We start from the raw sequence: 13,386 nt of genomic DNA, 5'->3' as shown, positions 1-13,386 counted from the left end.
AAATTATTTATCATTGTGGTGAAGCTAATGTACCAATTAACCACATGACGCCTAATACACCCAATATCAATCCCCAATTTATGTTACTTTTCTGTTCTTTTAATAAAAGAGTTCCGTCTAAATTATATTTTTCATTGTCGAATTCATATGTTATAAAAAAATATCGTTCTGAAGGTGTTTTATTTATCGAAATTTTCTTCCATCCATTGTAATAATATATATGGGATTTAGGAATAATCACATCGTCTATACTTCCGTTGGGAGGTATTACTGAAGGAACTTGTGGTCGATCCATATTTATATATTTTACTCCAGAATGAATAACACCAGAGGCTTCACCTTTATTATCGGTAAAAAGCACTTCATCCCATAAAATTTTAACAGGTTTATCCGTTTTATTCTCGATTTTAATACCTATGGTTTTAATAACAAAATCAATAGTTTTAATATTAAAGGTTACTTTAATATGCTGATTTTCAAACACCGGATTTCCAATAGTGATATTACCAAAAAAAACTGTTGCAAATAATAACAATGCAATGAGTAACAAACCTTTCTTCATACCAATCTCACCCCCATCTATAAAATATTAAACCTTTTATTCTAATACTTTTTTATTTTACGATATTATATCAAAATATTAAGTGGTTTCAAAATGAGTTATTCTCTTTATCCGTATGATTTTATCTCCCATATAGCATTACTCTAAGCGATTTTTTTTGAATGCATCTATCTTTTAGAATGATGCTTTCCTTTCATTTAGAGCTCCTATATCATATTTATACCTTCTATTAAATAGTAAGTATCATTCTATTTGAGTTATCCTTTCTTCTTAAATGCATCTAGCATAATGATTTATGGTCTAAATCTGAATTATTGAATAAAAAGTATACTATTTAGTGGTATATCATTCAGTGTATACCATTTAATTGGATAGCAGAACAGAGAAATTATTTTCTTTTAAAATATTCAAATAAAATCATATTAATCAACTGATTAGCTGATACATTATTTCTCTTAGCTTCTTTTATGATTTTCTCTTTAAGATTATTTAATATCCTCACACTATATAGCTTTTTCTCACCTGTATTATAAGTGGTTATAAACTCACTGGAAAGTGATAAATCTTTCTTAGCAGATTCAATTTTCTTAGCATCTTTTACTAGTTTCTCCAGCTCTTCAATTCTCTTTTCAAGCTCTTCAATTCTCTTTATAATTCCTGGACTTTCACTTTCTTGAATATCTTTTGCTATAATTGGCTTTGAATCATTCTTCCTAAGCTTTCCTAATACTTTCTTTTTCTTTGCTTCTTCAACCAAATTTTTTGGATCCTCTCCAGTAATTCTTTTATAATATCGCGGAATATCATTTCTGGTCAATCCAAGTTTTTTTTCTGTTGCTGACATGGAATATCCAGAGAGTAAATATTGGCGAATTTCATCCTTTAATAATTCAACTTCTTTTACGCCCACCTGAGACCGCCCCCAAATCATTTTATAATCACTATTATACATATTCATGTAATACAAATATATATCACACTGTATATCAGTAATACACCTATATCACATCTTGTATTATATTCTGTATCATACATTGTATCATATCTTGTATATCATAAAACCATAAAACTATTTTATAAAAAGGATTTTATAGCTGTTGACTAAATTTAAACAGTCGAGTATACAGATCTAAAAATTTATATAAAATACACACATACGCACACTTAAAAAAAGGAAATCTTACTTCATGATATACAACTGTATCATACTTTGTATATCAACATGTATCATATACTGTATCACACTTTATATTACATCAATTTCTATAATCATTTAGTTATGCAACTTTTAACCATTCTCTTAATATAATTGTAAAATGATATAGGCTTTATAAGGTGCTTTATTTTACAGCTATGGCTAATTAATCATAAAATATTTTTTTATAGCCTTAAATCGTCTTATTTTATACTCATCAAATATTGATTATAAAAGGATTTTAGACGTTTCTATAACTGGTTTAATAACTGGTTCATTCTATAATCCAGTTTATTTCTTTACAGCTATATTAATAGCAAAACGACATAATGTCGCTTAGCATTTCATATATTTGAAATATTATAGCAGCTAGAAAGGAAGAGGAGGGGAACGCCTCTTCCTTTTCTTCATCTCCGTTCATAAAAATTTCTTTATAAACTTCTTCTAACAAATTCAAATCTCTCACAATTTTCAATAAAATTTTCAATACTTCTTTTAAATTCTCAATGGACTCTTTTTCACCCAAACAAAACTATACTACAATTAAAATAATAATAAGTCCTATCAATAAATAAAGACCTCTTTTAACCCCAAATATCAAATTCTATAAGTCTTTTTTCATCGTAACATCAACTCCTTTTTTTATTTTTTTTCTACACTATTAATTATATTTTTCTTCTTGTTTTTTGTAACATAACTAAACTTCTTTAGCCTGTCATATTCCCACCTCCTACTAATAAATTAACACATGAAACTGATGATAACTTGCCTATTTCTAATTATCTTCATAAATAATAGTGTATTATTATATCCTTTTTAAATCTCGAATAAAAAATTTCATGCGGCATGAGAAAAAAACATATGACCGGAATATTATTCCGAGCATAATTTATAACCTTATAAATCATAAACGTTTTCCACGCTATAAAAAAAGCTGATTTCATATGCTAGGATATTTCATCCTGTCATAAATAAATTAACAACTTCAATCTGAGAAAAGCTGAAACATTTAAGCATTATATATATACAACCATCAGACAAATTATTGAAATATAGCTATTTTGAACTTATGTAACCTTATTGGAATGTCAGCCTAAAATTTCCGTGTTTGTTAGTAACTATATATGAAAATTAACACTTTCACAAAATTCTTTAATGAATTTATGAACTAAATTCTCCTACTGAAAGGGAGTAACATACCGTTACTTCCTTAATGATAAAAAGGAAAGAAAATTATATTCTTTTGAATCAAGAAAAGTCAAGAGATTTAGTTATGCCTTTAATTAGAATATAAAACTGAAATATTGATATAATCATTAAAACAAAAGATTTATTCATTTTAAGATCTGGAATTATAAATTACAAAAAGTTTAATAATCAAACGGCGCCAAGCGCCATCAATTATAGATTACAAAATCATGAAGACACAAACGAAACCATTTCGTTTGTAACTTCACAAAACCGAAACAAAAAAAACATCAGAAGCCAGATCTCATTAATAACATTATTTTTTTTTGACTTCTACTAAAAGCATCAATGAATTGAATAATAGTTAGGCCATCTTTACCAAGTAATCATGCAACTTTTAAGCAAATTACAAAAACATGAAGAGCTAACGGCAGAATCTGCCATTAGCATTTTTATAAAACTGCAATAATAAAATATACTTACCTTATTACAAAAAAGTTAAAAATCAAAACGACACGATGTCGCTTAGGTCAGAAACAAAGTTGTAAAAATAAAAAAAAGGCGTCTGGACTATTAATCCAAACGCCTTGGGCCGCTAAGGGCAATTTCATTCAGTTTAAGACCGCTAAGGGCACAGTGTAGTTTATACCTACATTATAAATATAACACAAAACAATATCTTTGTTAACTGTGTTTAAAGTCAATTATAACCATTTATCATAAATTAGAATAAAATTACTTCTTATTTCTTTTAAATCCTCATTTTTCATTCTTCGATATCTACTTCTGGTATTTTCCCTTTTTTTAAAAATATTTTGATTATTTGCATATCTATTTCATCAAGCTGTTCATTTTTTAATTTAGTTAATTTATAGCCTTTATAGCCTTGCTCTCTCAAATACTTAATTTCTTCCAATCTTTTTATCCTCATTTTACTTATCGTCCTTATTTGCTTTAAGTCAACATAACTTTCATCATCCAATTCTGAAAGATCTCCTATTTTAACTAATCCATCAACATTCGTCTTTAATCCTTTTTTATTTGATGTTTTTATCGGAGCTATTATTATAGTTCTTTCACTTTTTTTATTATCGTTTTCTATAACCACAACAGGTCTTATTTTATACAATTCAGAACCAATCGTTTGACCAAGATCAACATATATTATATCTCCTCTTTTAAACCTTGGCATCTTACTATAATCAAAATTATCTTCATATAACTTCTTATCCAAAAAGATCTTAAACCCCTTAAATGAATAATATATCTTTTCCATATTATCTTTAGAAATTACTTTCTTAGCATAATTGCTTACCTGTTCAATATATTTTTTCACATCATCTATAGTTAATTTCTTCTTTTGATTCATACAATACCCCTTTCTTCAATTTCTCTAATCTTCATTATATCACACTTTCCGATAAAAAAAGCATTTAAATTGTTATTCTCTCTCTTAATTTTTAAATTAAATGTCTGGAATATATCAAAAATCCGACATCATGTAGGTTTTGATTATTTTTCTTTGATGTTTGAACTTCTATAATCTTCATTATTAGCTTATTTCACAATATTAAACCAATTAAAAGGTGTTCAAAATGAATAGTGGATTAAATTAAATGAAAGGAGGCGATTTCGTGGATCCATAAATCTATAACAGATGTTTCATAAAATGAAATATTATCAAAAAAAATAAAAAAAATATTGGAGGCTATTGCCTCCAAAAACTTTTTTATAAAGGAGGACATAAAATGACTATTATTTATTACTTTATTATTGAATTACTTTTGTTTGCATTAAAATATCTTAAACACAACCACATTATTTCATTTGAAATAATTATTCGGATTTTAATAATACTATACAAAATTTATGTAATATTGTATATCGATTTTAATATTATAGATGTCATTTCAATAATTCAAAACATCTATCATATTCAAAAATTGATAATAATACAAAAAAATAAGAAAAGGAAGTGAATTCAACACTTCTTTTTTTATTTCTTATTGCACTGCCTTTTACGGGCGGTGCAGTTGTTTTAAAGCAAAGGAGCCACGCTTACTAAAATTTTAGTATTTGCTTTAAATAAGGTATCTTCGATTTGAAGACTCCTTCCTGGAGTGGCCCAAATTTTAATAAAGCTCTCCCGTTGAAACGACGGATTAGCCTTCTTAACTTTTTAGTATGTAAAATTTTAGGATTACTAACATTTACGTAGAAAGATATATTAGAACTTCTCTTTTTTTCTGAAGTCTAAATCTGTATATTACTTCATTACAACCAACACAATATATCCTTACCTATTAATACCTTCAAAAAAAGCTATATTCCATTGAGAGGGCAAAAATTTAATAAAAAAGGAGCGTGATATCATGCCCATTAAAAAGAAATTAGAGCCTATATTCCAGGCTCTAAAAGTACTTTTGGTCTTTTTGATTAATAAAATCTATGATCACATCTTCGAAATCATCTTGCTACCAGTTATTATAATTATAGCACTTTTTATATTTATTTTAAAATTAATCATAATAAGTCAAGTAGAAAAAGAACTTAAAGCTTCAATTAAGTAAGAAATTATAACTTCTTAGTTTGGATTTTTTGCCCTCTCTTTTCTGTTTCCAAAATCATATTATTTCCACCTGACGAAATCATTTCGCTATGTCATAGTTGACAATGTGTTCGGCACTTCAGCATACTATGCTTAAAATGGTTGAGAAAAGTTAAGATATTTCAGATCTGATATTTATTACATATCCTTTTTTTATTCTTTGATATAAACCTTTTTCGGAGGTTAATATTTTAGAGAGACTAAACTTAAATAATTGAGTTCAGAGTTAGTTCTATATTCACTCTGTCTTTGAATTCTTTGTATTTTTTCGTACCTAAATGCGCATATTTCGTACCTAAATGCGCATATTTCGTACCTAAATGCGCATATTTCGTACCTAAATGCGCACGCCGTTTTCTCTAATTTAGTATTTAACGTATTTTCAGACCCCGCATTTTCTCTTATAATATTATAAGATTATAATATTACTATAAATGGCGGCAAAAAATGCCGCCATATTTTAAGACAAAAACCTTTTTTTATTTAGTTCAATATAAACTTCATCATTTGAAATTCTATAATTATTTATAAAACCAAGCCGCTTAAATTTCTCCAATTTCGTTCTTAAACTTCTTTTTAAATTGGAAATTTTTCTTTCTTTAATATATTTCTCTAATTTTGCTCTTATGGCAAAGCGTTCAAGATCTTCTTTAATTATCAACGTTTTTTCGCCAGTTTTATCATGATAAGAAAGTTTGAAAGCCTTCAAATAAAAATATCTGAGTATATTCATTGCACTTTCAGCATCACGTGTAAAGTTTTTTGATATAATTTCAAAAACATCTTCTGGGAGATGAAGAGAATATTTGATAATATCTCTTGTAAAAATATCACTTAGCTTAATATAAAAGTTTTTTCTTGTACTTGTTCTTTTATTGCCTTCAAAAATAGATATTTCTGACTCTATTAAATACATTAATTTCATATTTCTTACGACCTCTTGCACTTTAACAGTTTTTTTTGATTTCTTATCATATGCTTTAAACGTTAATTTAAAGTCAAATTCCTTTGCTAATAATGAATTCAAAGCTTCTTTAGCTTCTTTATATAATTTGCCACCGCTTTTTTTATTTTTATTTAAACCGTAAGCTTCATAATATTCATTCAAATTTATCCTTAATTGTGCTGAGTATAAATTATTATTTATTATTTCTAGAGTTGGATCCTCAAGCGTGTATTTTACAGGTTCTTTTTTATCGCCATTATAACTTCTTTTTTTTAGAATTTTTTGAAGAGCAAAGATAGCTTTTTGTTCTGGAAAAGATAAATTTAATAAAATAGGTTCTTGTGTTTTAGAATCTAATATTTGAATTTGTCCTTCTTTTTCAAAAGGTAATGCTGTATAAAGATTTTCGAAATGAACTGGAGTTTTGACGTAGGATTCTTTATATGTATTGGTATAATATTTTAAAAATAACCATAAACTTGAATCTGGAAAATTTTTTATAAATTCATCAATGTTTTTGTAATTAAAAAAGGATTCAAATTTTCTTTCAGCAGTAATTAAATCTTCTTTAGTAAGATTTTGTTTTTTTAATGCATATTTGAATTTTCTTTTTTCGAATTCTTTTATTGTTTTTATATTTTCTTCTAACATTTCAAGTAATTTTTTGCTAATATTCTCTTCAAGAATAATATTCTTTTTATAATGTTTTAAAAGCTCATTATATTTTTTTAAAGAAATTTTTCCTTTGGCTATTTGTTCATCGTGTGAAATATTTTCTATTTTTGTTATTTCAATTTGGTGTTTGTCGACCATAAATAGAAACTTATTATGATATCGATTTTCAGATCTTTCTGGGAAAAAATCTTTAACTAAGTTATTAATATTGCCATCAAAATCATAAATGTTAAAAGGAAAAAACATTTCTGGCACTATTTTAAATTCATTAGCCTTTTGCAAAAATTCATATATTAGTTTTTCGCTATAATTCATTATAAAGAATGCCATTCTTTCAGTTTCAAATACTTGAATTTCTAAGCTCATAGATATCACCTACTTATCTTGATTATCTATCATATAAAATCTGTTTTTCTTTGTTTCAAATTTTAAGTCCACATCACCTTTAAACCAAGATAATTTATTTTTTAAGAATTTGATTTTTACGTCTATTATTCTATTTTCATCATTTTTTGTTGATGTTTCATAAGGATTTTTTGCTTTATCGCTACTTGCTTCTGTAATACCAAGGATTAAATTTGCATTGTAAGCATATTTACCAGTTTCGTTTATATCAAACATAGTTACATCTTTTCTATTAGAGTTTTCGGGCTTTCTAAGTTCAGTTGTGGTAAATACTGGTATATTATAAATATCCACAATTTCTTTTATTTTGTTAGCTCTTATAATATTAGCTTCTCTTAAGCTGCCGATTTTATCGGATATTTCAAGATTATGAAGACCATCAATCATTACTAGCAAATGGCCATTTGATTTTGAATATAATGCTTCTATATCACTTTGTAAGGTTGGAAAATCTGGAATTACAGAAATATCTCTTATAAATAGCTTTTTATCATACCACTTAAAAAATAACTCCTTTGCTTGATTAAATCTTAACAGTTTTTCTTCATCTTCGATCTTTTTTTGAATTTCATTTATAGCTAAATTTGATAAAGTTGCCAGCATTCGATTAAATATAAGAAGGTCACTATCATCAAGTGAATAATAAACACCTGTAAGTTCTTCATTTACCTTCAATAGATCTAAGAATAAATTTATAGTAAAAGCTGTTTTTCCTACATTTGGATGTCCGGCTATTATATAAAATCCTGGTTGAACTCCGTCCATATAATAAACAATTTGACTAAATTTTTCACTGGTATATCCTAATAATCCAGTTCTATTTTGTGCCTGTTCTAGTGCGTTTAAAAACTTTTCTTTTTGATTTATTTGCTTTGGAGTAATTTCTTTTTTTAGTGTTAAAGCATAACTGAAAATGTCATTAACGATTTTTTCAGTATCTTCAAATTCAATTGAGTTATGAATATTATTAAGAAAATCTTTTAATTTATTTTTAGTTTTTTGTTCTTGTTTTAGTTTTTTGATTTCATGGAATTTTTCTAACCATTTTGATTTTTCTATTCCAAAATATGCTAAAGTTTTGTTTAATTCATCTTCTGATATAAAATCAGGATTTTTTAATGAATCATAAAGCATTACTAAATTATTTAAGCCAACTATTCTTTTATTGAAGTTTTCAGCTCTTAGATAATCACCAAAGGATATTTCACTTAAAACTAAAAATCCGTTTCTTTCTGCTAACATTTGAGTTTGTTCTCTAATTCCATTAAAAAAATCTTCAATATCGCTATTCATAAACCATTCATTAACATCTTTAAATTCTTCTGGGATATCTAAAACATATATTTTAAAGTCATAATTTTTTAGGCCTAATTCTAAAAACTTTTTTGTTTTTTCTCTTCCAGATTTATCATTATCAAACATCAAGAATAAAATTGAAATGCCGGCTTTTTTTAGATCTTCTAGATATTTCTTTTCATTTCCTGATCCTAATATGCTAATTGCGGGTAAATCTATACGCCAAAGACTTAAAGCATCAAACATACCTTCTGTTAAAATAGCATATGGAGAAAATTTAGAATCTTCAGGATTGAAGAATTTTAAAACTTCTTCAAAAAATAACAGTTGTTTATGTGCTCCTTTACTAATATAATATCTTTGACCTTTATCATAATAGTTTCTTTTTATGTATTCATTTGTATTTTTGAATAAACCATCATTAAATTCTTTTATATTTACAGCTATTCCGTTATTTTCATATATTCCGAATTTTCGTATGAAGAATTTCAAATCTGACAAATCTTCAAATTTCAATCTTGCTTTTAAGTAATCATAAAATTTTTTAGAATATTCTTTTTTATGCTTTTTTAAATTTATATGGTCGTAAAGGTTAAATTGTTCTATAAAATCAATTAGAGAGCCACTTTTTCCACAGCCGAAGCATTTATATACAAGGTATCCATTTTGGTTTTCAAATATATTGAAACTTGGATTTTTATCATCATGATCCGGAAAAGGACATCGAAATATGATATTATTTTTCCAACTTTTAAGTTTTGGTTTTAAATCCATTTGTTCAGCCCAATCATTTATTTTTAATAAAATTTCTTTATTATCCATAAATACACCTCCATAAATTAATTCGATTCTTTTATAATCCTAGACCTGCTGATTTTGCAGATCTAGGAATTTATGCTATAATTAGCATATCAATTGGTGTTTTTTTTAGAGGGATGCTTTCCTGTGTGGAAGTGTCCCTTTTCTTAGTTGTTCATAGCTTCTTTGAATATATACATCAAGATTTTCAAGCAGTATGAATAAGAGATTATGCGTATATTTTAATTTTTGAAGTGCTGAATATAAAGCTAAAGCATCACTTTCTTTTTTTATAGCTACTGGATCTACGACATCAAATAAATTGGCCAAAAGGTCTCTAATTACTTCAAGCTGAATTAAATTGTTTTCCAGCTCATTTGTGATTCTGAATAAATCATTTTCCTGATTTTCAATTTTCATCATAAGATCTCCTCCTTTTTTTATGGACTCTGAAAACTCGTTTTATTCTTCAAATAATACCTTCTCAAGATATACATCTTCAATTTCACCGCTTTGATTAAAACCGATGATTCCGTCGTTAAAAAATTGACGATAAAGGACACTTCTAACTTTATCAAGCTTTATACTTCTGGCATGTTGCAACCTCCCTTCAATAAAAATTTCTTCATACTCTTTGTCTTTTGAATAGTAATAGGAATAATCCAGGATTTCATCAACTACTTTGGTCAAAGAATTAAAATACTTTTCTTTTCGTTCGTGACCATTAATAAGATCTGTTTTCTTTAATCCATATTTTTTAGGATCCACACGAAAGATGATTTCAAATACCATAAGCCCACCCCCTAATGATTTTATGGTTATATTTGCTAAAATTTCGCGATATGAGAAGAGTTATTTGTATTAATAATATAATTACTATCAGAAAAATTTTCTTAGCGTTAAAACGCAAAATTATAGAGTATAATCATCAAAAACATGTTCCATTTTGTCATAAAAAAAGTCCAATAATTTTTGCATGTTTTCAGTTATTCCTTCAAAAGTTTTAATTTCAAAGTTAAAATAAAGGTATTCCAAAAAGTATTTGATATATACACTTGAAAAATCCTTTTTAGCTTGAGTTAAGATAAATAATAAATCATAAATCTTTTGGAGCTGTTCCCGAGATAACTCATCTTTTGCAACAATAGCATGTGTTTGATTATAATTATCTGGTTGTATTATAAAAACAAATTCTTTATTTTGGATATTTTCATATACATTAATTAAAGCTGTATTTAAGAAAAAATTGTTATAAGTATGTAATTCCTGGATTTTTTCTTTCTCTAGTGGTTTCAAATCAAATATTATCTTTTTTATTTCAAAATAACTTTTCAAAAATGCGTATATGTTTTCTTTGAATTCTTCATAATCTATTCCGTAAAAACTTTTCATTTAGCCCACCCCCGATATACTTATTCTGATTCAGTACTTTTATAGCTTTCGTTTAATAGCTTTTCGATATCAGCTCTTTTAAACAATACTTTCTTGCCTATTTTTATTGGTTTTAAAATTCCTTGTTTTGACCAACGATATATAGTAACTTCTGAAACTTTTAGTAATTTTGCTACTTCCTTTTTAGTTAAAAATTCATCTTCTAAACCCATAATATAACCTCCTTAAAAAGCTTTTATTACTACATTGTTTGAAGTAACCTTTGTGTATATGTCAGTTATTGCTATATTGGAATGGCCAAGTATAGCCTGTAATTGATTAATAGCTCCGCCTCTATTTAGAAATTCAACAGCGAAAGTATGTCTTAAAAGATGAGGATGTATTCCATGCTTATTAAAGTATTTCTGAATAGCTCTTATTGATTTCTTATTTTCAAAAAGCCTGTATTTATTTGCAAGATCTAAAAGTTTTCTTTCTATCAATAAGACACGTTCTTTATTACCTTTACCTTTTATTCTAAGTTCTGCATATTCTCCTGTTATTCTAATATCTTTTTCTGTCAGGTTATGATATTCTGAAATTCTTAAACCAGTATTTCTTAAGAATATGGCCAAAGCTCTATAATAGTCATTCATTTTATCAGTAATAGCTTTGAATTCTTCATCGGTTAAATATTTTGGTAAGCTGTGATATCTAGGTGCTTTAGCATTAGCAAGATAATTTTCTTTAATATATCCATGCTCATAAAGATATTTTACGAAAGATTTAGCTATAACGATTTTAGTTTGAATAGAACTTTCTTTGTATTTCTTTAAAGATTTTAGAAATCTATCAGTTCCTTTTTTGGTTATTCCATATTCTAACAGATCTCGAATTGTTGATTCATATCTTTTAAGTGTCTTCTCACTTACTCCTCGGTAATGTCTTAAGTAATTAAAATACTCTTGCATAATTTTATCCGGTTCAATCTTCATAGTGCCACCTCCTGTTTTCTTTTCATAATTTTTCATTTCTATTCAAATTATAACTCTAAATTACATATAAAATCAAGTAATAAATGTAACAATTTTTAAAGAGAAAAAATAAAGGTCAAAAAAGTGTTTTTCAGGAATAGCGGAAATGATTATCTTAATTGAGATATAGTGTGTTGGTTCATATTATGTAGTATAATACGCACCATATATATTATACCATAATAAACAATATTTTGTATTAATATTTTGTATATATACATTATATAGTGGTATAATACACATAGGAGGTGATTATTATATATAGATTGAACATAAATGTAGGAATTAAAATTAAAAAGATGCTAGATGATTTAAGCAAAGAGGAAGGACGAAATGTTTCAGAGATAATACGAGAAGCTATTATAAAACTTTTAAGAGAAAGAGGTTACTTTGAAGATTGAAATAATTCCCATCGCTAAAATTTGAAGTTTTAAGGCATTTTAATTTTTATTTATAATAAATCATATTCAAAAAGATTTTTTCGTGCTCTTATCGCTAATTTTTTTGCAACTGAGGAGGTGAATTATGAAGGAGTTTGATAAGAATACCAGAGAGAAGGTAAGAATTTTTATAGAAGAATATGCAGGAAAACAACTTTTACATATTAGAGTATTTTACCAAGATCTAGACGGCGAATGGAAACCTACCAAAAAAGGAATTTCTTTAAGACTGGAATTAGCAGAAAAAGTTTTAAGAGGTGCATTAGATGAATTAAAAGCTGGTGTATAGAATGAATGAAATCATTGTCACTAAAAAAGATGTAGCATATTATCTTCAAAAATACAGAAAGGCAATTCAAGATATTTTTTCTCAAGTAGTACATTTATATTTTGATGAAGGAAAAATAAAGTTTGAATATTCCTTTTATTCTGTAAAATATGAAACTATAAAAAGTAAAATTAATCGTGTTCGTGATTTTAATTCATTGATTAAAGAAGGATATCCGGAAAGTTTAATTAAAGCATTTGCTATCGTTGAATTAGTAGAATTTTGGCTATATAGCAAAAAAATAAATCTATCAGATCTGGAAAGAGAATGTTTATTCTGGTTTTATATCAATCATGATTTTGAATATTATGGTAAATTTAATAAGCTTTATAAGACACTTTCAATGTCAGAAATAGCCAGAAAGCTAAACATTAAGAAGTCTGATGTAAGAAGGTATATTGATAAAGCTATAAGAAAGATTTTAAAATACAATAATGAATAAATTAATGGAATACTATGCTGGTTATCATAAAAAAATCCTCCATATCGGAGGATTCTATATTTTAGAATAAATTTCTCTAAAATACTTTTATAAGTTAA

The 13,386-nt window shown here is 26.5% G+C and carries 13 protein-coding genes; 3 read left to right on the top strand and 10 right to left on the bottom strand.

The features are described 5' to 3' along the window. Positions 1–10 precede the first annotated feature (10 nt). From MARPI_RS10535 to MARPI_RS10480, 10 genes are all read right to left on the bottom strand, one after another. Positions 11–562 (bottom strand): hypothetical protein, encoded by a 552-nt coding sequence (locus MARPI_RS10535; RefSeq protein WP_014293696.1) that lies wholly within the window; start codon positions 560–562, stop codon positions 11–13. Between the two features lie 388 nt (positions 563–950). Next, complete coding sequence (locus MARPI_RS10530) at positions 951–1,472, bottom strand: hypothetical protein (protein WP_014293695.1); 522 nt, start codon at positions 1,470–1,472, stop codon at positions 951–953. Positions 1,473–3,711: 2,239 nt separating this feature from the next. Then, complete coding sequence (locus MARPI_RS10895; RefSeq protein ID WP_014293694.1) at positions 3,712–4,314, bottom strand: type II toxin-antitoxin system PemK/MazF family toxin; 603 nt, start codon at positions 4,312–4,314, stop codon at positions 3,712–3,714. Between the two features lie 1,699 nt (positions 4,315–6,013). Next, positions 6,014–7,540: a hypothetical protein gene (locus MARPI_RS10510; RefSeq protein ID WP_014293691.1), complete on the bottom strand. Its 1,527-nt coding sequence runs from the start codon at positions 7,538–7,540 to the stop codon at positions 6,014–6,016. A gap of 9 nt (positions 7,541–7,549) precedes the next feature. Beyond that, on the bottom strand, positions 7,550–9,697 hold the full coding sequence (locus MARPI_RS10505) for a DnaB-like helicase C-terminal domain-containing protein (RefSeq protein WP_014293690.1): 2,148 nt from the start codon (positions 9,695–9,697) through the stop codon (positions 7,550–7,552). A 105-nt stretch (positions 9,698–9,802) separates the two neighbouring features. Beyond that, the gene (locus MARPI_RS10500) at positions 9,803–10,096 is read right to left on the bottom strand and encodes a hypothetical protein (protein ID WP_014293689.1); all 294 of its coding nucleotides are present in this window, start codon (positions 10,094–10,096) and stop codon (positions 9,803–9,805) included. Positions 10,097–10,135: 39 nt separating this feature from the next. Further along, on the bottom strand, positions 10,136–10,465 hold the full coding sequence (locus MARPI_RS10495; RefSeq protein WP_014293688.1) for a hypothetical protein: 330 nt from the start codon (positions 10,463–10,465) through the stop codon (positions 10,136–10,138). Between the two features lie 120 nt (positions 10,466–10,585). Continuing rightward, positions 10,586–11,065 (bottom strand): hypothetical protein, encoded by a 480-nt coding sequence (locus MARPI_RS10490; RefSeq protein ID WP_014293687.1) that lies wholly within the window; start codon positions 11,063–11,065, stop codon positions 10,586–10,588. A 20-nt stretch (positions 11,066–11,085) separates the two neighbouring features. Then, positions 11,086–11,277: a helix-turn-helix domain-containing protein gene (locus MARPI_RS10485; protein ID WP_050899193.1), complete on the bottom strand. Its 192-nt coding sequence runs from the start codon at positions 11,275–11,277 to the stop codon at positions 11,086–11,088. Between the two features lie 12 nt (positions 11,278–11,289). Beyond that, entirely contained in the window at positions 11,290–12,039 is a 750-nt protein-coding gene (locus MARPI_RS10480; RefSeq protein WP_014293686.1) for a tyrosine-type recombinase/integrase, read from the bottom strand. Positions 12,040–12,326: 287 nt separating this feature from the next. Here MARPI_RS10480 and MARPI_RS11415 point away from each other — a divergent pair, with 287 nt between their 5' ends. The 3 genes from MARPI_RS11415 (at position 12,327) to MARPI_RS10470 (ending at position 13,288) form a co-directional block, all read left to right on the top strand. Next, positions 12,327–12,479: a ribbon-helix-helix protein, CopG family gene (locus tag MARPI_RS11415; RefSeq protein WP_420798104.1), complete on the top strand. Its 153-nt coding sequence runs from the start codon at positions 12,327–12,329 to the stop codon at positions 12,477–12,479. 124 nt (positions 12,480–12,603) lie between these two features. After that, on the top strand, positions 12,604–12,807 hold the full coding sequence (locus tag MARPI_RS10475) for a transcriptional coactivator p15/PC4 family protein (RefSeq protein WP_014293685.1): 204 nt from the start codon (positions 12,604–12,606) through the stop codon (positions 12,805–12,807). A 1-nt stretch (position 12,808) separates the two neighbouring features. Next, positions 12,809–13,288: a helix-turn-helix transcriptional regulator gene (locus tag MARPI_RS10470; protein WP_014293684.1), complete on the top strand. Its 480-nt coding sequence runs from the start codon at positions 12,809–12,811 to the stop codon at positions 13,286–13,288. The last annotated feature ends 98 nt before the right edge of the window (positions 13,289–13,386 follow it).

The organism is Marinitoga piezophila KA3 (genome assembly GCF_000255135.1).
GTDB classification, from domain to species: Bacteria; Thermotogota; Thermotogae; order Petrotogales; family Petrotogaceae; genus Marinitoga; species Marinitoga piezophila.
Note: the sequence above shows the minus strand (reverse complement) of the source record. Positions and strands in the feature narration are given on the sequence as shown.